The sequence below is a fragment of the Caballeronia sp. EK genome (genome assembly GCF_014384845.1).
Taxonomy (GTDB): Bacteria; Pseudomonadota; Gammaproteobacteria; order Burkholderiales; family Burkholderiaceae; genus Caballeronia; species Caballeronia jiangsuensis.
Window position 1 is genome coordinate 110,453 of sequence record NZ_JACSUE010000010.1, and the last position, 22,607, is coordinate 133,059.

General features: G+C 60.9%; 20 protein-coding genes and 3 pseudogenes. 13 read left to right on the forward strand and 10 right to left on the reverse strand.

The window, feature by feature from the left end:
* Positions 1–114: 114 nt before the first annotated feature.
* From IAG25_RS41560 to IAG25_RS27910, 3 genes and pseudogenes are all read left to right on the forward strand, one after another.
* Positions 115–552, forward strand: a pseudogene (locus IAG25_RS41560) (cupin domain-containing protein); the annotation flags it as partial.
* 106 nt (positions 553–658) lie between these two features.
* Positions 659–1,072, forward strand: a complete 414-nt coding sequence (locus IAG25_RS41565) for a helix-turn-helix transcriptional regulator (RefSeq protein WP_309243974.1) — start codon at positions 659–661, stop codon at positions 1,070–1,072.
* A 97-nt stretch (positions 1,073–1,169) separates the two neighbouring features.
* Positions 1,170–1,337, forward strand: a pseudogene (locus IAG25_RS27910) (carboxymuconolactone decarboxylase family protein); the annotation flags it as partial.
* A gap of 394 nt (positions 1,338–1,731) precedes the next feature.
* Here IAG25_RS27910 and IAG25_RS27915 read toward each other — a convergent pair.
* On the reverse strand, positions 1,732–2,223 hold the full coding sequence (locus tag IAG25_RS27915) for a hypothetical protein (protein WP_187607708.1): 492 nt from the start codon (positions 2,221–2,223) through the stop codon (positions 1,732–1,734).
* Between IAG25_RS27915 and IAG25_RS27920 the strand changes: the two genes are divergently transcribed.
* On the forward strand, positions 2,150–2,941 hold the full coding sequence (locus IAG25_RS27920) for an ABC transporter permease (RefSeq protein WP_375336548.1): 792 nt from the start codon (positions 2,150–2,152) through the stop codon (positions 2,939–2,941). The two genes, IAG25_RS27915 and IAG25_RS27920, sit on opposite strands and share 74 nt — an antisense overlap.
* A 25-nt stretch (positions 2,942–2,966) precedes the next feature.
* Here the strand turns inward: IAG25_RS27920 and IAG25_RS27925 are convergent.
* The 3 genes and pseudogenes from IAG25_RS27925 to IAG25_RS27935 form a co-directional block, all read right to left on the reverse strand.
* Positions 2,967–3,588: pseudogene (locus IAG25_RS27925) on the reverse strand (ABC transporter ATP-binding protein); the annotation flags it as partial.
* A gap of 274 nt (positions 3,589–3,862) precedes the next feature.
* On the reverse strand, positions 3,863–5,266 hold the full coding sequence (chrA, locus tag IAG25_RS27930) for a chromate efflux transporter (RefSeq protein ID WP_375336544.1): 1,404 nt from the start codon (positions 5,264–5,266) through the stop codon (positions 3,863–3,865).
* A 22-nt stretch (positions 5,267–5,288) separates the two neighbouring features.
* Entirely contained in the window at positions 5,289–6,263 is a 975-nt protein-coding gene (locus IAG25_RS27935; RefSeq protein WP_187607709.1) for a chromate resistance protein ChrB domain-containing protein, read from the reverse strand.
* A gap of 158 nt (positions 6,264–6,421) precedes the next feature.
* Between IAG25_RS27935 and IAG25_RS41570 the strand changes: the two genes are divergently transcribed.
* The 5 genes from IAG25_RS41570 to IAG25_RS27955 all read left to right on the forward strand — a co-directional run bounded on the left by IAG25_RS41570 (position 6,422) and on the right by IAG25_RS27955 (position 9,726).
* Positions 6,422–6,880: a superoxide dismutase gene (locus IAG25_RS41570; RefSeq protein ID WP_255503977.1), complete on the forward strand. Its 459-nt coding sequence runs from the start codon at positions 6,422–6,424 to the stop codon at positions 6,878–6,880.
* 3 nt (positions 6,881–6,883) lie between these two features.
* Entirely contained in the window at positions 6,884–7,159 is a 276-nt protein-coding gene (locus IAG25_RS41575) for a Fe-Mn family superoxide dismutase (RefSeq protein WP_309243980.1), read from the forward strand.
* A 44-nt stretch (positions 7,160–7,203) separates the two neighbouring features.
* Positions 7,204–8,193, forward strand: coding sequence for a YncE family protein (locus tag IAG25_RS27945; protein ID WP_255503978.1), 990 nt, complete (start codon positions 7,204–7,206; stop codon positions 8,191–8,193).
* 48 nt (positions 8,194–8,241) lie between these two features.
* Entirely contained in the window at positions 8,242–8,601 is a 360-nt protein-coding gene (locus IAG25_RS27950) for a COG4315 family predicted lipoprotein (protein WP_187607710.1), read from the forward strand.
* Between the two features lie 63 nt (positions 8,602–8,664).
* On the forward strand, positions 8,665–9,726 hold the full coding sequence (locus IAG25_RS27955; protein WP_187607711.1) for a Cj0069 family protein: 1,062 nt from the start codon (positions 8,665–8,667) through the stop codon (positions 9,724–9,726).
* Positions 9,727–9,893: 167 nt separating this feature from the next.
* Here IAG25_RS27955 and IAG25_RS27960 read toward each other — a convergent pair whose 3' ends face one another.
* The 5 genes from IAG25_RS27960 to IAG25_RS27980 form a co-directional block, all read right to left on the reverse strand.
* The gene (locus IAG25_RS27960) at positions 9,894–10,520 is read right to left on the reverse strand and encodes a tyrosine-type recombinase/integrase (protein WP_187607712.1); all 627 of its coding nucleotides are present in this window, start codon (positions 10,518–10,520) and stop codon (positions 9,894–9,896) included.
* A 192-nt stretch (positions 10,521–10,712) separates the two neighbouring features.
* Positions 10,713–11,999 carry an anaerobic sulfatase maturase gene (locus tag IAG25_RS27965; protein WP_222946671.1) on the reverse strand — a complete coding sequence of 429 codons (1,287 nt, stop codon included), beginning with the start codon at positions 11,997–11,999 and terminating at the stop codon, positions 10,713–10,715.
* Positions 12,000–12,049: 50 nt separating this feature from the next.
* Positions 12,050–13,129, reverse strand: coding sequence for an HAD family hydrolase (locus IAG25_RS27970; RefSeq protein WP_187607713.1), 1,080 nt, complete (start codon positions 13,127–13,129; stop codon positions 12,050–12,052).
* 88 nt (positions 13,130–13,217) lie between these two features.
* Positions 13,218–14,903, reverse strand: coding sequence for an arylsulfatase (locus IAG25_RS27975; protein WP_187607714.1), 1,686 nt, complete (start codon positions 14,901–14,903; stop codon positions 13,218–13,220).
* A gap of 239 nt (positions 14,904–15,142) precedes the next feature.
* A complete protein-coding gene (locus tag IAG25_RS27980) occupies positions 15,143–15,907 on the reverse strand; it encodes a bestrophin-like domain (protein WP_187607715.1) in 765 nt (254 codons plus the stop codon).
* Between the two features lie 266 nt (positions 15,908–16,173).
* Between IAG25_RS27980 and IAG25_RS27985 the strand changes: the two genes are divergently transcribed.
* Positions 16,174–16,776: an NAD(P)-dependent oxidoreductase gene (locus tag IAG25_RS27985; protein ID WP_187607716.1), complete on the forward strand. Its 603-nt coding sequence runs from the start codon at positions 16,174–16,176 to the stop codon at positions 16,774–16,776.
* Here IAG25_RS27985 and IAG25_RS27990 read toward each other — a convergent pair.
* Positions 16,735–17,580, reverse strand: coding sequence for an IclR family transcriptional regulator (locus IAG25_RS27990; RefSeq protein WP_187607717.1), 846 nt, complete (start codon positions 17,578–17,580; stop codon positions 16,735–16,737). The two genes, IAG25_RS27985 and IAG25_RS27990, sit on opposite strands and share 42 nt — an antisense overlap.
* Positions 17,581–17,729: 149 nt before the next feature.
* Here IAG25_RS27990 and IAG25_RS27995 point away from each other — a divergent pair, with 149 nt between their 5' ends.
* The 3 genes from IAG25_RS27995 (at position 17,730) to IAG25_RS28005 (ending at position 22,592) form a co-directional block, all read left to right on the forward strand.
* Positions 17,730–18,926, forward strand: a complete 1,197-nt coding sequence (locus IAG25_RS27995; RefSeq protein ID WP_187607718.1) for an acyl-CoA dehydrogenase family protein — start codon at positions 17,730–17,732, stop codon at positions 18,924–18,926.
* 11 nt (positions 18,927–18,937) lie between these two features.
* Positions 18,938–21,139, forward strand: a complete 2,202-nt coding sequence (locus tag IAG25_RS28000; protein WP_222946672.1) for an acetate--CoA ligase family protein — start codon at positions 18,938–18,940, stop codon at positions 21,137–21,139.
* A 91-nt stretch (positions 21,140–21,230) separates the two neighbouring features.
* Positions 21,231–22,592 carry an MFS transporter gene (locus tag IAG25_RS28005; RefSeq protein WP_187607720.1) on the forward strand — a complete coding sequence of 454 codons (1,362 nt, stop codon included), beginning with the start codon at positions 21,231–21,233 and terminating at the stop codon, positions 22,590–22,592.
* Positions 22,593–22,607 lie beyond the last annotated feature (15 nt).

Consider the following 22,607-nt stretch of genomic DNA (forward strand, 5'->3'; position numbering starts at 1 on the left):
GCAAATCACCACGAGGCATATGCATCGCACGAACGCTTGTTTTGCGGACGCGCGGCGCGACGATAGGCTTGAGGCTTGCCCGTGCATTTCGCACGCTTCGCCGCGAATCCCATCATGCCGACATCCGCCGAACAGGCCGCCGACTGGCTGCTCTCCGGGCTCGACTTGCACAGCACGCTCTTTCATGTAGGGCGGTATTGCAGCGCGTATCGCGCATCGACGGCGGGACATCAGCGGGCGAGCTTTCATCTGATCCTCGAAGGCGCGTGCTGGCTGCATCTGCCCGCGACGCCGGTGCGCGAGGCGTGCAGTACTTGCCTCGTTGCGGGCGATGCCGTGTTCTTCATGCGCGACATGGCGCATTGCCTCACGCCCGATCCGAACGCGCCCGGCATCGACGATTTCGCCTTGCGCATCTGCGCCATGACGCCGCTCGACGCCGGTAGTGAGTCGGCCGATGGAGTCGCGCTGGCCTGCGGTTTCTTCGAGTTCCGCTCCGATCTCGGCGAAGCGATCAACGGACTGCTGCCCGATCATATCGTCGCGCGACACGACGATGCCCGGCTCACGGGCGCGCGTGCGATCTTCGATCTGATCCACGCCGAAAGCCGCGGGCACGAAGGGCGCTCCGTCACCGCTCATCAACCGCCTGACCGACGTGCTGTTCTTCTACGCATTGCGCGCCGTCGCGAGCGCGGACGATTTCGCGCCGGGCCTGTGGACGGTGATGCGGCGCGCGGAGTTCGCACCACTCGTCAGCGCGATCATCGACAAGCCCGGCGGCGACTGGTCCACGCATGTCATGGCGGCGTTTTGCCACATGTCGCGGGCGCGCTTCTGCAAGCAGTTCGCCGAGGTTTGCGGGCACCCGCCCGCCCAGTTCCTCGCGCTGCTGCGCATGAAGGTCGCGGCCGAAATGCTCAGGCACGGCGCGTTGACAGTGCACGCCGCGGAACACGTGGGCTATCAGTCCGAATCCGCCTTCGCGCAGGGGTTCAAGCGCATCACCGGCCTGCAGCCTGGCGGCCTGCGCCGCGAGCGCGCACGCACCGCCGAAACACGCGTGCATTGACATGAGACGAACGCGCAGAAACGAGAGACGCTCAAGCATTGTTCGAGCGCTTACCGCTGTCGACAATGCGGTTTTCGTTTCCCCGTTCAAGGATGTCATGAGCCGTCTACCCTTGCAAACCATCGACAGCGCGCCCGAGGCGAGCCGTCCGTTCCTGCAGAAATCGCAGTCGGCCAACGGCATTCTGCCCAACCTCGTGGCCGCGCTCGCGAATGCGCCGGTGGCGCTCGAAACGTATTTGCGTCTCGTCCGAGTCGCTCGCCGACTGGCTCGACTTCCACGCTGAAGCGCTCGACACCGACCCGTCGCTTGCTACCGACGTGCTGCCGCAACTCGTGCAGAGTCGCGCTGTCGGTGTCGGCGTGCCGCAGGCACTCGGCGGCATGGGCGGCACGATCGCCGATGCCATCGACACCGTGGCCGATGTCGCGCAGCGCTCGCTGACTGCGGCCTTCGTGCTGTGGGGGCATCGAACGTTCATCGAGTACGTTCTGCAGAGCGACAACGAGAGCTTGCGCACAGGCACGCTTGCGCGCCTGCTGTCGGGAGAAACAGCAGACGCGACCGGTCTCTCGAACGCCATGAAGTATTTGTCGAACATCGAAGCATTGCAGATGCATGCGACGCGCCACGCCGACGGCTTCGCGCTGACGGGCGCCCTACCGTGGATCACGAATCTGCGGCGCGAGGGTTTCATCGCGGCGGCGGCATTCGATCACGACGACGGATCGTCGCCCTCCATCTTCGCGATCCCTCACGACGCACCGGGCGTCGAGCGCAGCGACGATCTCGACCTGATCGGCCTGCGCGCGAGCAATACGGCGGCGCCGACGGTGAGCGGCACGGTGCTCGACGAGCGCCATCGGATCACGGCCGATGCGCGCAACTGGCTCGTGCGTGTGCGTCCCTCGTTCCTCGGCCTGCAATGCGGCATGTCCGTCGGGCTCGCGCGGCGTGCGCTGAAGGCGACGCCGCAGGCGGGCGTGACGTCGCGCGAATCCATCCGCGAGGAGCTCGCCGGGCTCGAATCGGCGCTCGCGGAACAGACTGTCGCGCCCAAGCAAGGCATCGGGCGCGATCGGGCGCGCGCCGCGCGCGCATGCGCGCTGGCGCGGCGTCGCTTTGGGTGGCGCGGGGCTGGCTGTGGTCATCGGGGCCTGGTGGCTCGCGGTCACGCTGCTCGCGGGCCACAATGCGATGGCAGCGCAATTCTCGCCTTTGCGCGCGGTACAGGCGCTGCCCGCGCTCGTCACCGAAGACCGTCTCGCCGCCCATGTCGCGACGAGTCTGCGACGCATCGCAGTGGGACTCTCATGGGCGTTCGCCGCCGGGGTCCCGCTCGGATTCGCCATCTGGCGGATTCGCTGGCTGGAGCAGGCGCTCTCGCCCACCCTGCAATTCCTGCGCATGATTTCGCCGCTCTCGTGGATGCCGATCGCGGTGATGTCGATTGGCGTCGGCGACCGCGCCGTGTACTTTCTGCTTGCTTTCGCAGCGGTCTGGCCGCTCGTGATGAGCACGGCGGCGGGTGTCGCGCATCTCGACCGGCGCTGGATCCAGCTGGGCGAGAGCCTCGCGGCGACGCGGGCCGAGATGCTATGGCATATCTATGTGCCGGGCATTGCCGCACACGTGCTTACGGGAGCGCGGCTCGCCATCGGCATCTTGTGGATCGTGCTGGTGCCTGCCGAAATGCTCGGCGTGAGCGCAGGGCTAGGTCATCTGATTCTGGATACGCGTGACCGACTGGCGTATTCCGAGCTAACCGCTGTGATCCTAGTGATCGGCGGGCTCGGGTTCGTGCTGGATCTGGCGGCGCGCGCCGTGGCGGCTCGTCTGCGAGGCGGGGCCCATCTGGGCGATTCCTGAAAAGCGCATCCCATGAAGCGGTTTCGGCAACGAGCAGGCCGCCGAGATACGCATCGCGAATACGTTGATCCCCGAGCAACGCACTGGCCGTACACGACAAGACGACGCGGCCGGTCTGCAGCACGTAGCCGCAATGCACGATCTGCAACCCAAGGCTCGCGTTCTGCTCGACCATGAAGAATGTGACGCCCTGCTGGTTCACCGCCGGGATCAATTCGAGGACCTTGTCGACATAGAGCGGCGACAGACACATGGTCGGCTCGTCCATGCACACGAGCGGGGGCCGGCTCATGAGCGCGCGCCATCGCGAGCATTTGCTGCTCGCCGCCGGAGAGCGTGCCGGGGCGCCCAAGCCGTTTCTTCACGCGCGGAAAGAGCGTCAGCATGCGCTCGTAGTCCCGCGCGATGCCATCGCGGTCCGAGCGGGTGAATCCGCCCATCAGCAGGTTCTCGCGCACCGTCATGTCGCCAAACAGCCGGGCTTCCGGCACTAGCGCCACGCCGCGCCGCTTGACCTGGCCGATCGAGAGGCCCGCGAGAGATTGCCCGTCGAAGACGCCGCATCCGGCGCGCGGCTTGTGCATCCCGAATATCACTTTCATCGAGGCCGACTTGCCGCTTGCATTGCCGCCGAGCAGGCAGACGATAACGTTGACGTCGTGTTGGAACGTACGCCGTTGCTGTCGCTACGCTGTGCGGTCGAATGTCGGCGTCCGGCAACGGCGGACGAGTCTTGACGACCCCATAGGAGCCGATCGACTCGGCTTCACGAATGCCCGAATTCTGATCGCATCTGACTTCAAGACAGTGCGACCCGGTCCGATCCCATTCGAAGCAAGTGCCGTGCTGTCGCACATCTCCATTCATTAAGACACCTCTCTTCTGCGCTGTCACTGTTGATCTACATCACAATCGTTGAATTCACGCGAAGATCAATCGCACCAACAGACCGGCCATACCGCACGCCAGGACGACTGGAATCACGCCACCCTTGAATCGGAAAAGCGCCAATCCCGCGCCTAGACCGATCACAAGTGACAGCCAGTCGAAACCGTTGTTTGGCCCGCGTGGCCAAAGAACATGTAGAGCGAAAAACACAGCAAGATTGACGATGACGCCCACGACCGCCGCCGTGATGCCCGTTAGAGGGGCCGTGAACCGGAGATTGTTGTGAGTCGTCTCGATGAAGGGGCCGCCGAGCAAAATGAACAGAAACGATGGTAGGAATGTGAAGAACGTCACGACCACAGAGGCGGCGATTGCCGATACGAGCAGAGCATCGGTACCGAAGACCGCCTTGGTCCATCCGCCCGCGAATCCCACGAACGAAACGACCATGATGAGCGGGCCCGGAGTAGTCTCGCCAAGCGCGAGGCCATCGATCATCTGTAGTCCCGTCAGCCAATGGTAATGTTCGACCGCGCCCTGATAGACATAAGGAAGCACCGCGTACGCCCCGCCGAACGTGAGCAGCGCGGCCTTCGTGAAGAACCACGCCATTTGAGTGAGTGTTCCTGTCCATCCAAACGTCGCGATCAATAACCCGATGACGGCAAGCCAGATCAGAAGAAAGATAGCAAGCACAGACGAAAAACGCTTCCATGTAAAGAGCGCGTGACGCGGCGTCGGCGTGTCATCGTCGAGGATGGCAGGTCCAAGCGCCTTGCCGCCTGCTTTATGGCTCCCCCCGATCGCGAACTTGGACGGCGCGCATTTGCCACCAACGTGCCCGATGACGCCTGCGATAAGAACGATCAACGGGAACGGCACGTTCGCCGCAAAAATCGCCACGAATGCCGCAGCCGCTATAGCCCACAACCATGCATTTTTCAGCGCCCGCGAGCCAATGCGGTAAGCCGCAAATATGACGATCGCGGTGACGGCCGGCTTGATCCCGTAGAGGACGCCAGCAACTGCCGGAACACTGCCAAACGCCATGTAGATCCACGACAGTGCGATAAGAATGAAAAGCGAAGGCAGTACAAAGAGTCCCCCGGCTACGATGCCGCCGCGCGTGCGATGCATGAGCCATCCGATGTAGGTCGCCAGTTGCTGAGCCTCGGGGCCGGGCAAGACCATGCAGTAATTCAACGCGTGCAAAAAGCGCTTCTCGGAGATCCAGTGTTTCCGCTCGACGAGATCCTGATGCATGATCGCGATCTGGCCCGCCGGTCCGCCAAAACTGATGAAACCGAGTCGAAGCCAATACCAGACTGCCTCCCGGAAGCTGATCGGCTCGGTCGATAGTTCTGACACAGGTGTGACTACGTCGTCCCGCGGTAACTGGCTGTGCTCCATCTGCAACTCCGAATCGACCGTGTTCATCCGCGCAATGCGGTGCTATTGGCTATGGTGTTAATAGCTTTTCCGCGGACTTGCTCGTCGCGGCAAAATGTGCAAGCAGCGAATCCAGCACGCCGCTCATCTCTGCAAGGAGTTCGTCGTCGCTCAGGCCGCGCTCTCTCGCACCCGTCATGACAGCCTCGAAGCCGGCAGCTTCCGGCACGACACGACCGCGAACATCGAGCGAATGCACCATGTTCGCAAGTCCGGTCATGCCGGGTTCGCTGTCCACGGCGAAGCTGACAGCGAGGACTTCAAAGGTCACCCGATCATTGACGTGTGAAAACGTCGCGCCGTCGAAATCGAAACCAACCGCGTGCTTTGGGCATTTATCAGGCGAGGCGAGCCAGACGAATCGAGCGTCGCCGTCGATAAAGCGTTTGATGAGCCATGCGCTGGCCACCCGGTCCACCCACATATGACGGCGCGTAGCCCAGACGCGGCCCTGGAAGAAAGCGCGATCCAGCAGTGGGATGTAGCCTTCATTCGAATGAGGTTCGCCCGGCGACAACACTGCCTCTGCTGCTTGAACGAAGTCTTCCCATGCGGATCGAGCCCGCACCGACGCCTCATTCGGGAAAAAATCGATCGCCGCGAGGGCTTCGAATTCCTTGCGGGTTCTGCGCACAAGCTTGGTGATGTCCGCAGGGCTTAGCCCGGCGAGCGTCCTCTGAGTGCTCTCGATCGACCGCCGAAGACTCGCGTAGTCATCCGTCCGGTCGAACAGGTTTCGGAATTCGTCGTCCTGCGCCTGATCCGCGCTGGAGAAGCGCACCAGATACGCCGTCCCTCCTGCCGCGCCGATGCTATCGCACATTTCCGCCATGCCGTCATCGGCAATGAGCGGAAGCAAATACGCGCCATCCCGCAGAACGGCACAACCTTTCGCCTTCAGCGCACGCCAGTAGCGCATGCGCGCCGTGGCGTTATCGGTCGGCAGAGTAAGAATGAGCAATAGCCAATCGGAAATTTTTTTCATGCAACAAACTCTACATAGTTGTTACGACCGACACAAATATATTTGCGTTCGCCTGGATCGCGGCATAGCATTGGTCTCAGTCGCCAACGAAGTTTCGGACGAACGCCCCGATTCACTCGTACAAGGGTCGCGTCCGGCAAACAGAACGAAGCGTACATATGGCAACACGAAGAGACTTCATGCAGAACACGACGCTGGCAGGTGCGGGGCTGTTATTCGCATCCGGTCGCGCGCTCGGGGCGGACGGCGCGCACGACCAGTACAGCGACAGGCTGGTCGATGCGAGCGGCAAGTACGCCGCAGCGCCACTGCCGTTCGCTTACGATGCGCTTGAACCTTCCATTGATGCCAAAACGGTCGAGCTGCACTACAACTTTCATCACAAGCCCGCTGTGACGGCGGCAAACAAGGCGGAAGAAGCCTTGGCCAAAGCGCGTGACGCTAACGACTTCGCGCTCGCGAAGTACGACGAAAAAGAACTGGCCTTTCAACTGTCGAGCCATATCCTGCACACGATTTACTGGACCAGCATCTCGGGCAAGGGCGAACCGCCCAAGGACGATCTGGCGAAAGCGATCAACCGGGATTTCGGTTCGTACGAGAAGTCTCAGGCGTAACTCATCGCGGCGACGGTTGCTGTCGAGGCATCGGGATGGGGCATTGTCGGCTACCATCCCTCGACCTCGAAGCTGATGATCCTTCAATGCGAAAATCATCAGAAGCTGACGGCATGGGGGATTCAACCGATTCTCGTTCTCGACGTATTCGAGCATGCGTACTATCTCAAGTACCAGAATCGACGGCCGGAATACCTACGCCAGATCGCTGGGCTGCTCAACTGGGATAACGCTGCGCTCCGGCTGAATTCGGTCGTTTCTGTGCGGTCAGCGACGTGAAGAGCACGGGACGCCGGGCGACGTCTTCCGGCGCGTCGGCATGTATGGTCCTGTTCGTTGGATGGATATCGTTCGGCCTGTCGATCAACTCGGTTTGCGCTTCGGATACCCGCGCAGTACCACTGCATAAGGTGGCCGATATACCGCTCGGCGGTCGCCCCACCCGGCTCGATTACGTGAGCTTCGACCCTGGCCGGCGTTTGCTCTACATGGCACATCTCGGCGACAGCGAGGTCATCGTCTTCGATGTGAACGCATCGCGGGTCGTCGGACGAATCAGCGATGTGAGTTCGGTCCACGGCGTATTGGCGATTCCCGAGCTAGGACGCGCTTATGCAACGGCGACCGGAACCAAGGAAGTCGTAGCCATTGATCCAGCCACCATGACTGTCACTGCTCGAATTGCGACCGGCGGCTATCCCGACGGGCTTGCCTACGCGCCCGAAGTTCACAAGCTGTACGTTTCCGACGAACGAGGCGGCGATGAAACGGTCGTCGATGTCCGGTCCAACACAAAAGTCGCCACGATTGCGTTAGGCGGGGAAGCGGGCAATACGCAATACGATCCCGTTTCCCGCCACGTTTTCGTAAATTTGCAGACACGCACGCAGCTTGTCGAGATCGACCCATCGTCGGACACGGTCATCGCGCGTTACGACCTGCGCGGCGCGAAGGGCAATCACGGTTTGCTGATCGATTCGGGACATCGTCTTGCCTTCATTGCTTGCGAGGGTAACGCCGCACTTCTTGTCTTCGACATGCGAACGAAGCGAGTGACGGCCTCCTTTAGAGTTGGCGCGGGGCCCGATGTGCTCGCTTATGACGAAGCGTATAACTACCTTTATGTCGCGAGCGAATCCGGGCCGGCAACGATATTTCGAGTTGCATCGAGCAGCGTCACCAAGCTCGGTGAATTTGTCGCCGGGCCGAATGCGCATGTCGTGGGAGTCGATCAGTCGACAAATCGAGCTTACTTTCCACTGGAAAACCTTGATGGTCATACTGCTTTGAGCGTGTTCGAAGCGACGCAATAATCGACGCCCTGTTCACCTGTCGATCACGTACACAAACGAGAGAAGGCCATGACACAAACACTCGTTGCTTTACTCGCAGCGCTGCTTGCAACTCAGGCCAATGCAGCCCCGCCGCATATGATCGACGGATTGATGGTCGACGACCACGGCATGACGTTGTATGCCTTTGCCGGACATGGACATCCTGATTCAACCGCTTGTGAAGGCGACTGCGAACAGAATTTTCCTCCGGCCATTGCCGACTCGAACGATGAGCCAACAGGCCGCTTGTCGATCATAAAGACGGCGAAGGGAGAACGCCAGTGGGCTTATCAAGGCCGTTCGCTTCATCACGGGAGAATGGACAAAAAGCCGGGGGACCACCAAGGCGATGGGCTGAATGGCGCGTGGTATCCGGTACGGCCGTAAAGCGTCCGGCCTACGCAGGCGGCCTTTGCAACCTCAACCACTGCAGGAGTAGACGACGCCAAAATGAACACGACAACGGGAAAGGTCGCGATACTCTGGCGCGGCGACGCCGAAGCGCGGGAAAAGGCAACAGCGAACAACAACCGGTTCTTTCGTGTTTTCGAGGAGCTCGCCTCGCTCGGCATAGCGGCTGAACCTGCCGTCTATTCGGAAGAGATGACGGAAGATATCCGCGCTCAATTACTCAATGTCGATGGCGTGTTGGTATGGGTCGATCCTATCCACGATGGTCGAGATCGGACGGCGCTCAATGCACTTCTGTGTGACGTTGCATCGCGTGGACCTTGGGTCAGCGCCCATCCGGACGTGATCTCGAAAATGGGCGTAAAGGAAGTGCTGTATCGCACCCGCCACTTTGGATGGGGAACCGATACCTATCTCTATTCGAGCATGGACGACTTCTCGAACGAATTTCCCGATCGGCTGAGCAGGGACGGGCCGCGCGTGCTCAAACAGAACAGAGGAAATGGCGGGCTGGGTGTGTGGCGAGTCGAAATTTCTCCTTCGACTGTCGGCGCACCTTCAAGGGTACGCGTGCTGCACGCGCGAAAGGGCAGCGTGCCAGAGGAAATGCCGCTTAGCGAATTCATCGCTCGATGCGAACCCTTCCTCGACTCGGGAGGCTGTATTGTCGATCAACCCTTTCAGCCTCGTCTCGCCGACGGCATGATTCGCTGTTACATGGGCGCCGATAGGGTGGTCGGATACGGACATCAATTCATCAAGGCCCTCATGCCGCCTCCGCCCAAGGGACCGGACTCAGTATCCGCGCAACCCGGCCCACGCATCATGCACGCGGCAACGGCTGAAGCCTTTCAGGATCTCAGGAACCAGATGGAGCGGGAGTGGACACCACAGTTGATGGCGCTGCTCAACATCGACGTCAAATCGCTGCCAGTTATCTGGGACGCTGACTTTCTCTATGGTCCGCGCACTGAGGCTGGCAAGGATACCTTCGTTCTTTGCGAGATCAACGTGAGCTCGGTTTTCGCCATCCCGGATCAAGCACCTGCGGCCATCGCACGGTTGGTCGCTGAGCGGTTACGTCAAAAAGTGACGACATAGGGCCGAGCCGGTACGCTCAACATACAAGTTGATCCTCCGCAACCTATCGCGGCCGACGATTGTGACCGGCTTCGCCCGACCGATGTACAACCGGGAGCGGGCGTTCGATCGTGATGCGCGATCGTCGCCTTATGGCCGGCAAGCGCCCGCTCACCGGCCAACAGTTATCAGACTTCGGTTTGTTCGGCCATCTCAAGCGCGTCGTCCACCTCGATACCGAGGTATCGAACCGTGCTCTCAAGCTTGGTATGGCCCAAGAGCAACTGAACCGCGCGCAGGTTCTTAGTGCGTCGATATATCAGGGCTGCCTTCGTGCGGCGCATCGTGTGGGTGCCATACGCGGCGTCATCCAGCCCGATTGATGCGACCCAACGATGTACGATGCGTGCATACTGGCGCGTGGACACGTGCGCTGACGCGTGCAGTCGACTGGGAAACAGACAGTCGGCGGGCTTCAGCCCCCGAGCCGAGATCCAGGCCGCGACACTCTGCCGGGTTTGCTCCGTGATTTCGAACTGGACTGGTCGCTGCGTCTTCTGCTGCATGAAAGTCGCTCGCGAGACCACGTGACCTCCCATGCAGACGTCTTGAACCTGCAAGCGCGTTAAATCGCACGCCCGAAGCTTGCTGTCGATGGCAAGGTTGAACATCGCCAACTCGCGTGCGTTGGAAGACATCTGCAGCCTCGTTCGAATCGCCCATATTTCCCGAAGCTTCAACGGAGGTTTCTGGCCGGTCAGCCTCCCCTTATTCCATGGCACCCGGCGAGCGCCGGAAGAAGTAAGCGTTTCCATGACAATCTCCTCTTCCACGAAGGGAGATTGATTGTGCACTTGGTGGAGTGGGCGATCTTCGACCCGCTGCGGCCGTTCGACACTCGGTGGGCCGGCCGTCTCTTGATGAAGAACAACGGGCATTGGAACAAGCGATGTAACGGGTCGACAGGCACTCCAAACATCATCACGCTACACGGGCGTTAAGATCGCTCACACGCATTGCTTCGCAATTTGTCTGAGCGCAGGCCCGGCGTGATCGTGAAATCGTCTGATGCCACTGCAGAGATAATTCAGTCCGGCCTGACCGTCCGGACTGCGGATGAAGCGATTCTTGGGACACTCTCCCCAGCACACCCTCAGATGCCGGCATTGACGGCAATATTCAGGAAGCGTGTCCCGCTTTGCGTAGCCGAAGCGTTGCTGCTGTGGCGAGAACGCCATCTCGCCCAGATGCGTCGTCCGGATATTGCCAAGCGAAAAGGCCGGGTACACATAGTGATCGCAGGCATAGACTTCGCCGTCATGTTCAATTGCAAGCGCCTTGCCACAGAACTCGGCGGTCACACACGTCTGCGCGGGACGCCCCATCGTCTGCACGACGGCCGTCTCGAACAGGTTCACCAGCACGCGACCCACGTCTTTTCTATGCCATTCGTCGAAGGTTCGCGACAGGAAGTAGCCCCAGTCGTCGGGATCGACCGACCACTCCGTCACGACCGAGTCCGCGTTGCCCGGTCTGGCGGCGCTGCTTCCCAGCATCGGCATCGCGTCGGGCGGCCAATGCTGGGGCGCAACGCTGCGAAAGTCCTTCGGCTCCACGCACGGGATGAACTGGATGTATCGGGAATCCAATTCATTACGCAGGAAACGGTATACGTCGAGAGGCTTCTTGGCGTTGATGCGGTTGACGACCGTGAGCGTGTTGAACTTCACGCCGTGCTTCCTCAGATAGCCAACGCCCTCCATCACCTTGTCGAATGTGGGCTGGCCCTTGCGATCGCGGCGGAACGCGTCATGCAACTCACGTGGCCCGTCGATACTGACGCCAACCAGAAAATCATGTTCCTTCAGAAACCTGCACCATTCGTCGTCCAGCAGGGTCGCGTTCGTCTGAAGATCGTTCGAAATGTGACGCCCGGCCGGGGCATGCTTCTTCTGAATTTCAACGATATCGCGGAAGAAATCGACGCCGAGCATCGTCGGCTCGCCGCCCTGCCACGAGAAGATGATCTCGTCGCCGTTTTGCGCCTCGATGTACTGGCGGATGTAGCGTTCCAGCATCGACACTTCCATCCGCCGGCCGCGACGCTGATCGAGCAGGTGTTCCTTGTGCAGGTAATAGCAGTAGGTACAGTCGATGTTGCAGGTCGAGCCAATGGCCTTGGCCATCGTATGGAATCGTCCCTTCTGCGCTGGCGCGGCCGGTTCCGGCGCGAGCGGTCGCGTCGCGTGAAAGAAAATCGGCTGCACTAATGTACTGCCGCTGATCTCATCCATCTCGGCTCCTGCTGGTTTAGTCGCAGCTTCGACACTACCGGCGCTTCCCGCTAGGATTTTGGCGCGGGATACACGGTCTTCCAGTCTTGCTTCATGCTGACGACGACCCATCCGCGCGCCAGCGCCTGGTCCCACGCCTTGTCGAGTCGGGCGAGCGCGGATTGCCGATCATAGGCGAACTCCCTTTCGGCATCGTCGTGGTGCAGCAATAGCGCCAGCGTTTCACCCGGGCCGCCGGCGGTGTACTCGAGCATTTCCCTGTCGCCGTCCGAATTGCCAAACGCGAGGATCGGACGCCGCCCGATCACGCGAAAAATTCCCACTGGCTTACCAGGGCCGTCGTCGACGAAAGCAAAACCGGGTTCACGCACCAACGCGGGCTTGCCCTCACGCAACTGATACCTGAGCTTCTCTTCCGTGCCCACGATCTGCTCCGGAGGGATGCCGTAAGCCTGGCTCGCCCAGACGCGCATGAATTCGGCCGTGCCGCCCGAGACGATCCAGATTTTGAAGCCATTAGTTCGCAAAAGGTCCAGCAATTCGAGTTGCGGCTGGTAGATGAGTTCGGTGAAGGGTCGCTGAAGTGTGGGATGTCGGGTGGCGGAAAGCCACGTACTTATTGCGCGATCGTACTCGTCCGTCGTCATGCCGCTGTTAGCGGTCGCGAGCAATTGCAGCAGAGCCTTCTTGTTTTGCTCGAGTGCCGCAGCGTCGTGTGCGAGCAAGGCCTTATAGGCAGGATTGTTCTGCCATTCCGGATGGCGCGGCGCGGCCGCCTTCACTTGGTCGATCATGAAAAGTAGCTGGAAGGGCATCGGTTGCTCGCTCCATAGCGTGCCGTCGTTGTCGAACACGGCAATGCGTGCTTCCGGAGGCACGTAGCTTGATGCACCCTCACGCGTCACGTCGGAGATGAACTTCAGAATCGCCGCGCGCGCTGCGCCGTCCTGCCACGATGGGAGTACCGCAGCGGACGGAGTAACCGATACTGCCGGCGGCGCGTTGCTATGACTTTGCTCAACCGTATTTGTAGTGCCGCACCCTGTCAGCGCGACGCACAGACAGACGAGCCACCCCACCAGAATGCCAGGCGCATGTCCTCCACGCGCAGAATCGGCTGCGAAGCGCATCTTCCCTCCTCATTTCGCGCCATACGCTGGCAACTCGTCGCCTCTTATTCAGCAGCAGGACCTTGCTTGATCTTGATCCTTGGGCAAATCAATTCCCCGTCGGCAGCGGAATGCTGAATCCATTTTTCTCCAGTTCTTCGCGCACGTACTTCAGCCGCTCGTATTGACTGAGCGTAATGGGGCCAGCGTACGCTTCGCTCTGCGCCTTGCGCGGCGGGTACTTCACGTATGTCTTCATCTCCTCTTTCACCGCGCCGCTCAAGGCCGGGAGCGTCCAGGTGTGTTCGGTATAGTTGTTCATGAAGATGTCGTAGCGCTCCTGCGGGTCCTGGTACAGGTCGAATACCTGCGGCACTGTCGCGACGTAGCTCTCGGGGCCCTTCCACCCGAGGTTCGAGTCCACCGCCAGTCCACCGGTCTTCACGCCTGCGTCGCCGCGCAGGTTGAACACCGCCTTGAACTGACCGACTCGCACTGCACCCGGCGTCAATTCGTTCTCGGTGAAATAGAACCATGCAGTGCGCTTGCTCTTGCCTGTGCCAAAAAGCACGGGCGACATGTCGTAGCTGTCGAAAATAATCGGCTTACCTTCGCGATCGTTCTTCGGCAGGTCGACTCCCGCCACCGCGGCGAACGTCGCCATGCAGTCGAGACCGCCCACAATGTCGTAGTTTCGTGAGTGGGGCTTGATCTTGCCCGGCCACCAAGCGATGGCCGGCACGCGCGTGCCGCCCTCACGATCGGTTCCTTTCGTGCCTCGGAACGGGGTATAGCCAGCGTCCGGATAGACGTCCTGCCAGGCGCCGTTATCGGTTGTGAACAACACCAGCGTGTTCTTGTCGAGACCTTTCTCACGCAGCTTGTCGAGTATGTGGCCTACCCGCGCATCGAGTTCGACGAGCGAGTCCGCGTACTTGGACTTCGCCAGCGATTTGCCGATGTAGTCGGGATCGGGCATGTTGGGCTGGTGAACCTTCATGAAGTTCACATTGATAAAGAACGGCTGGCCGCTTTGCGCAGCCTCGTCTATATCGTCGAGCGCGGCTTTCTCGATGTAGCGATCGACGAACGGGATGCCGACGATCCGTTTGTCCGGCTCGTTCTGGTACTGACCGTTTAGCTTGAACTCTTCGTGAGCCTTCTCACCTGCCTTCCCGGAAAGCATGCCCGTGGTCACCTTGGTGAACATGTCGCGGGTTTGCTGATCCATTTCCGGAAACCATTTTGGATCGGCATACGTATAAGCGTTCAGGTGATACAAGCCGACATATTTCATGTCGTCGTAGCCCTGAGCGTTGGGTAGCGCGTAATCTGCCTCGCCCAGGTGCCATTTACCCGTGAAATACGTCTTGTAGTTGGCAAGCTTCAAGACGGACGCCAAGGTCCACTCGGCGCGTGGAAGCCCACCGCCCTGGCCCTGAAACGCAACGGTCGTCATGCCGCTGCGATTCGGATTGCGTCCAGTCTGAAGCGCGGCGCGGCCTGGCGTGCAACTCGGTTGACCGTAGAAATCGAAGAAGGTCATTCCTTCGTCCGCCATCCGGTCAAGATTGGGCGTCGGAATTCCACGTCCTTCACCACCGCCATAGACACCGAGATCGCCCCAGCCAACATCGTCGCCTACAATCAATACGATGTTTGGTTTCGTGGTCTGCTGTGAGCTGGTCTGGGCCTGCACGTTGATCGCAACGCTCAGTATGCCGGCCGCAACCAAGGCGAAAGGCGCGCGTTTAGTCGGCTGCGCCAGCGTCGAGAAGCAATCACCAAGGTTCATTTTTTCCCCTAGATGTCGATCCAAACGGTATTCCACGGAAACGGCACACATGCAAGTGCGATTATCGGTCGCAAAAAGCTTCCAACGCCGGACACTTATAGCGCTTCATCGATATAACTTCAACGAGCGCTTGGCAAGCTTTTTCTTTTTCGGCCCCGTCACGTCCATCCGATAGTCATAGGGGTCATAGGGGCAGCTTCGGTCGCCTGCCATCTCATACGACAGGTAGTTCAGCCAGCTTATCTTTCAAGGGAATTCGCAAGCCTTGTCAGATCTTTTGGCTCAACCCGGATGAGCCCACCTTTTGGGCTATCAATATCTGCGATGAGTGCGAGTGACAGCGCGACCGTGGCCGGGAGAATCGTGATGAGCAGTCCTTTACGGAGGTTGCCTTTCGCTCCGTAACCCTGCACGACACAGCCGACAAGCGCGATGATGATCATCAGATACCACGCGCCAATTGGAATGTGATTGATTCGCGCGGCTTCCGCGTAGTCTTGGGAGTTCAGGACATCGTTCATGCCGGAGACAACAAGTGCACCAATGGGTGTCGCCTGCTCCTCCGCCACTTGCGTCGCCAGTTGCCATAACTCCGCTTGCACCTCCGCCGAATCGCGATTGATTTGTGCAAGTTCGTCGCGACCCCGTGTCCTGTAGTTAGACAGTCTCAGCTTTGTATACTGAATCAGTGCCGCCTTGATTTTTGCTCCTGGAACCGGATGGACGAGATCCGCTCGCGAATATTCGGTACCAATGGCGTTGGCTTCACTCTCCTCAAGGGTCTTGCGAAGATCGTAGCGGTTCACGGCCATCGAAAGGCTGAATCCGATCAGGAGCGCAAGCAGTGTCAGCGTCGATGTCTGAATGATATGAAAGTCGTCGCGGTCTTCTGGCGGTAGTACCACGAGAGGACGTAAAGCGAATGCACCGAACGCCACTGCGCCTACAAGCAACGCGAGAATAACGACGAACAAAACAGCCGGGTAGTCCACGAATGTTGTCATTCGAAACCTCAGGCGCAGAGGAATGAATAAGCGGTATGTTCGAGAGGGGTGACCGACTCGCGCTTGATCAAGGCGATGACCATTTTTCGCAAATGGCTCCGTCAAAGGGCTTACCCGCCTCCGACCGATAATTGAAATCGTCAGTATCGGCAGTAGATTAAAAGTATCGTCACACACAATCGATAGGTCATCTGGCAAGCCACTTTGTCTAGAGCGCTCTGGCTAGTCCAGATAGCCGTGCCGGCACGCTTGATTAGCGGAGCAATATGGGCGCAGAACTCGGGCCGCGTCGGCGAGGGCACGCCCAGGTGCCGAATGGCGGTATCGGCGGCAACGTCGAAGAGCATGTTGAACAAGCGGAAGGAATCTTCTCGAGCATTTCGAACCGCATGACGAACCTCGGTCCGGCGGGCTCCGGTCAGACGGTCAAGATCATCAACCAAGTTCTGGTCGGCATTGGACTGTTCGCAATGTCCGAGTCGGCGTCGCTTGCCGGCGCGGCGAATCTTGATCCGCAGCGCGTGGTCGAGGCGCTGACTGGCGGCCGTGCCGACTCCGTGATCTTCCGGGAATTTTTCGCCAAGTTTGCGAACCGGGACTACACGCCAACGGGCCGAATCGCAAACATGCTCAAGGATATGCAAAACGCGCAAGATCTCGGCCGATCGGTCGGGCTGCCGCTGCCCTTCACGAGCCTCGCAGCAGACCTGAATCGGTGGCTCGTGTCGCGTGGTCTGGGCGACGCCGACATGCGGCAACGATGGAGTTCTATCGCCGATCTGAAGGCAATTGAATCATTGCTTGAGGGTGGGACCTCAACGCTCAAACTAGAAAATTCCCATTGCAACCTCGAGCGCACGAACCATTGAAACGAGGCGTGGCCCGATATCGCCCTCCAGTTGCCCTTCTTTCAGGAGATACGACGGCACGCCGCAATTGAATACGAGTATCTCGCCGTCGGCGGCAGGCTTCATCGGCACCGCGACCGCATGCACTTCGCGCCGCAGATCACCGTACGATGCACAAAATCCGCGCTGGTGAAATGATTCGATGCTCGCGATGACACGATCGCGAAATGTCGTCCAGTCCCCGGACGTCTTGACGGAAATCTCGTTGCACACCGCCTCGCGCCGCTCGAGCGGCATAGCCGCGAGCAGCGCCCGCCCCATTGCCGTGCGCACGATCGGGTAGCTCAGGCCGATATCCGCGGGCAGCCCGAGCGGCGTCGCACTGCGGCTGCTTTCCAGATACACGACGTTCAACCGGTCGCGCATGCCGAGCGACACGGAACCGCGGACCTGATCGGCGAGTTCCCGCATCGAAGGCCGCGCGATCTGCCGGACTGTGAGACTCGCAAGCAGTGGATAGCCGAGCGAGAGCACGGCCGAGCCGAGCTGAAACTTGTTGTTGAGTCGATTCACGCGCAGATAGCCGAGCCGAGTGAGCGTGTAAGTGAAGCGCGAAATCGTGGCCTTGGTCATGCCTGTGCGCGCGGTTAGCTCCGCGTTGCCGAGCTGCGATTCGCGCGGCGTGAAGCACTGCAGGATGTCGAGCCCGCGCGCGAGCGTCGTCGCGAACTGGCGATCGCCTTCGAAATCGTCGGGTTCGTAACGGACTTTCGAATCGGCATAGTCGCCGATCGGCGGGGGCGTGTCGGACGCATGGCGGGACATATTCGGGTTTCTCCTCAACTTTTAGAGCCATTTTGCCCAAGCCGTTCCGCATATCCAAACTCCGTTCAGCATAGTCGAACAAACCCGCTTTGGTTGGGCGCTCTGTCCGATAGTGCCTTCACACATTGATCCACATGGCGGAGACAGAGATGACGCAGAACGATTCAACTTTCGACGCACTGCTCGCGGGCGTCGAACGCTTCGTGCGGGACGAGGCGATACCGCGCGAAAACGAAGTCGAAAAGACGAATGAGGTGCCGCCCGATCTCGTCGAGCGGATGCGCGCCCTCGGCTATTTCGGCTGGAGCATTCCTCGCGAATTCGGCGGCGCCGGCCTCACGACCGAACAACTGGTGCGTGGCGCGATGGTGCTGTCGCAGGCTTCGGTCGCGTTCCGCGCGCGCGTCGGCACGAACACGGGCATCGGCTCGGAAGCGCTCGTCGCCGACGGCACGCCCGATCAGAAGCGCCGCTATCTGCCGCGTCTCGCGTCTGGCGAAATGACGGGTGCGTTCGCGCTCACCGAGCCGGAGGCCGGATCCGATGCCACGGCGCTTGCCACGACCGCCCGTCGCGACGGCGACCATTACATCCTGAACGGCAGCAAGTGCTTCATCACCAACGCGCCGATTGCGGACGCGTTCACGGTGATGGCGCGCACGGACTGGTCGAAGCCCGGCGCGGCGGGCATTTCGGCGTTCATCGTCGAGCGCTCAATGCCTGGTGTTTCGACAAGCGAACCCTACGAGAAAATGGGGCAGGCTGGCTCGCCCGTGGGTGATGTCTACCTGCGCGAGTGCCACGTGCCTGCAGCGAACCTCATCGGCGGTGTGGAAGGGCAAGGTTTTCGCACGGCCATGAAGGTGCTCAACAAGCAGCGCATTCATCTTGCGGCGCTCTGCACGGGGCCGGCCATGCGCATGCTCGAGGAAGCCGTCGCCTACACGATGACGCGCGAGCAGTTCGGCAGGCCCATCGCCGAGTTTCAGCTCATTCAGGCGCTCATTGCCGAATCGCAGACGGAAATCTTTGCGGCCCGCTCGATGATTCTCGCCGCCGCACGCAAGCGCGACGCCGGCGAGGACGTCACGCTGGAAGCCTCGATGTGCAAGATGTTCGCGTCGGAGATGTGCGGGCGCGTTGCGGACCGCGCGGTGCAGATGCTGGGCGGCCGGGGTTATCTGTCGGGCAATGCGGTGGAACGCTTTTTTCGCGACGTGCGTGCATTTCGCATCTATGAAGGCACGACACAGATACACCAGCTGAACATCGCGAAGATCACGCTGAAGCGTGCCGCGTCGGCGCGGGACGAGCGCGTCGGAAACGATGCCGCCTGCGTCGCGTGAAGGGAGCCGCCATGAACCACAGTCCGAAACTCTCGATCGAACGTCTCGTGAATCCGCGCTCGATCGCCATCGTCGGTGCATCGAACGACGCCCGCTCGATCAGCGGCCAGCCGATGCGCTTTCTCATGCAACACGGGTACCGCGGCACGCTCTTCCCCGTCAATCCGAAGTACGCGGAAATCGATGGTGTCGCATGCAGCCCGAGCATCGCCGCGCTGCCGGACACGCCCGATCTCGCGCTGATTCTCGTCGCGGCGAAACGCGTGCCGCAGATGCTGCGCAAATGCGGCGAGCGCGGCATTCCATACGCGATCGTCTACAGCTCGGGATTCGCCGAAGCGGGCGATGCGGGAGCGGCCCTGCAGCAGGAGTGCGCGGATATCGCAAAGCGCTTCGGCCTGCGCGTGATCGGACCGAACTGTCAGGGGCTGGTCAGCACGAGCGGGCCTGTGTATGCGGGATTTGGCGCGCCCTTCGGCGTGCCGTACCGCAGCGGCAATCTTTCGCTGATCTCGCAGAGCGGCGGCTTCGGCTGTGCGCTGCTGCTGATGGCCGACGAGCTCGGTATCGGCCTGCGCCATTTCATCACGACCGGCAATGAAGCCGATGTCAGTCTGCTCGATCTCGTCGACGCGTGCATCGACGATCCGCACACTTCGCTGATCGCCGCTTACATCGAGGGCCTCAAGGACGCGCGGCGACTCGTCGACGTGGCCCGGCGCGCACTCGACGCCGGCAAGCCGATCCTTGCCTGGAAAGTAGGCAACACAATCGATGGCGCGAAAGCGGCGGCTTCGCACACGGCGAATCTCGGCGGCGCGTCGGCGCTGTACCGGACGGCATTTCGTCAGGCGGGCGTGATCGAAGTGAGCGACGTGGCCGATCTCGGCGACTACGCGAAGGCCTTTGGCATGCGGCGTCTGCCGCGCGGCGGGCGTGTGGCCGTCGTGACGCTGTCGGGTGGTGCCGGTATTCTCGCAACGGACGTGTGCGTGCAGAACGGCATGTCGCTGCCGTCGCTCGCATGCGACACGCTCGAACGTCTGCGTCCGCTCGTGCCCGCGTTCGCGTCGCTCAACAACCCCATCGATCTGACGGCGGGCATTCTCGCCGATCCGCGCATCTTCGCCGATACGCTGCAGATCATCGCGGACGATCCGAACATCGATTCCATCGCGATCATGGCGGCCGCTGCGAGCGGCGACGTCGCCCACGCAATGGCCAAGGCGATCGCGCGCGTGAATGGCGCGACGACCAAACCGCTGATCGTCTCGTGGAACGCGCGGCGCGAAATGGCAAACGATGCATACGGCGTGCTCGAAGCCGCCGGCGTGCCGCTCTTTCCAACACCCGTGCGCTGCGCCCGCGCGCTCGCCGCGTTGTCCGCGTATGCGCAAGCCAGACGCGAGCACGATGTGCGGCGACATGTGCTCCGGCCTGCGCACCGCTTCGTGCCGCACGCACGCGCCCTTCTTTCGCAAAGCGGCAGCGATCTGACCGAGCACGCGGCGCAAGACCTCCTTTGCGCCTATGGCATCGATGCCCCGAAAAGCGCGCTCGCCGGCGATTGTGACGAAGCACGCGTTGCAGCCCGTTCGATCGGCTTTCCGCTCGTCATCAAAGTGCAGTCGCCCGACATTGCGCACAAGACCGAAGCGGGTGCCGTGCGTATCGGCGTTCGCGACGAAGCGATGCTCGTCGAAGCCCATGACGCCATTCTCGCCAGCGCGCGGCATCATGTGCCGGGCGCGCGCATCGAGGGGGTGTTGCTGCAGGAAGAGATTCGTGACGCGGTGGAGATCATCGTTGGCATCGAGAACGATCCGTCGTTCGGGCCGGCCGTGATGTGCGGCCTCGGTGGCATCTATGCCGAAGTGCTCAAGGACGTGGCCTTTCGTCTGGCGCCCGTCACGCGCGATGAAGCACATGCGATGATCCGCGAGCTGCGCGCCTACGCGATCCTGAAGGGCGCACGCGGGAAACCCGCCGCCGACATCGATGCGCTCGCCGATACGATCGTCGCCCTGTCGGACATGGCGCTCGATCTGGAAGACTGCCTGAGCGAACTCGACATCAATCCGCTCTTCGTGCTGCCGCAAGGACAGGGCGTGCGCGCCGGCGATGCACTTGCACGGCCGAAGCAGCAGGCGGATGCGCGCGCAGGAGACGCGAATGAAGACGAGCATTGCGCAAGCGCAGCCATGGATGGATAGTGAGGCGACGCCTCGCTCTTTCCGCAGGCGCGGACGATGACGCGCCTTTTCGATTTTCGATTCCGGCCAATTTCCGCGAGACGATCCGATCATGCACGACCTTTCCTCCACTGACACGCGGGCCGAGAGTGAGCTTTCTCCCGGCCAAGTCGAGCGCACGTACCGCAAGATCTTTTTCCGGCTCCTACCGCTGCTGTTTCTTTGCTACGTCGTGAGCTACATCGACCGCGTCAACATCAGCTTCGCGAAACTGCAGTTCATGCACGATCTCGGCTTCTCCGAGGCGACTTACGGCCTGGGTGCGGGACTCTTTTTCATCGGCTACGTGCTCTTCGAGGTGCCGAGCAATCTCTGGATGCAGCGCATCGGCGCGCGCCGCACGCTTTTGCGCATCATGTTCGCGTGGGGTGTGATGTCCAGCCTCATGATGTTCGTGCGCACGCCGACGCAGTTTTACGTCATGCGCTTCCTGCTTGGCGTGACGGAAGCGGGCTTCTTTCCGGGGATCATCTTCTATCTCGCGTCCTGGTTTCCCGGCGCGCGGCGTGCGCGCGTCACCGCGTTCTTCATGATGGCGACGGCCGTCGCGGGCATCGTCGGCGGCCCGGTATCGGGCTTCATCATGACGCGCCTCACGGGCATCGCCGGTCTGCCCGGCTGGCAATGGTTATTCCTGCTCGAAGGGATTCCGGCGGTGATGCTCGGCTTCATCGTGTACTTCGCGCTCGGCGATGCACCTTCGGACGTTCACTGGCTGACCGACAACGAAAAGGCGCTCGTCAAGGGCGAATTGCTCGCCGAAGAAAAGACGAAGCATACTGGCCATCTCAACGGTTTGCGCGGCGCGCTCGCCAACCCGCGCGTGTACCTCGCGGCGCTCGTGTACTTCGCGGTGATGATGCCGTTCAACGCCATCGGCTTCTGGGCGCCCACGGTCATTCGCGATCTGGGCGTGACGAACCTGCTGGATGTCGGTCTGCTTTCGTCGCTCGTGTTCGTCGCGGCTGCGCTGGGAACGTATGTCGTCGGTTCGCACTCGGACCGCACCATGGAACGTCGCTGGCATGTCGCTGCGAGCGCGGCGGTCACGGCACTGGCTTTCGCTCTGTTGCCGCTGGCGGGTCACAACGTGCCGCTGGGCATCGGCCTGCTCGCGCTCGCGGCCGCCGCCTCGTATGGCGGCTTCGTCGTGTTCTGGACCATCCCGCAGACGTTCTTGCCGCGATCATCCGCAGCCGGAGGTATTGCGATGATCACGAGCCTCGGTGGAACAGGTGGATTTGTCAGTCCGGCATTCGTCGGCTGGGTGAAGACCCAAACAGGCAACGCCGAGTACGGGCTGATCGGGCTAGGGATCGTTCTTCTGGCTGGCGCTGCTCTATTGCTGGTGGCTTTCCCTGCTCGCGGGAAAACACTTGACGCGTCTGAACAGTCCAGACGAGTACCGGCATGAGAGCGCTCTCGATCT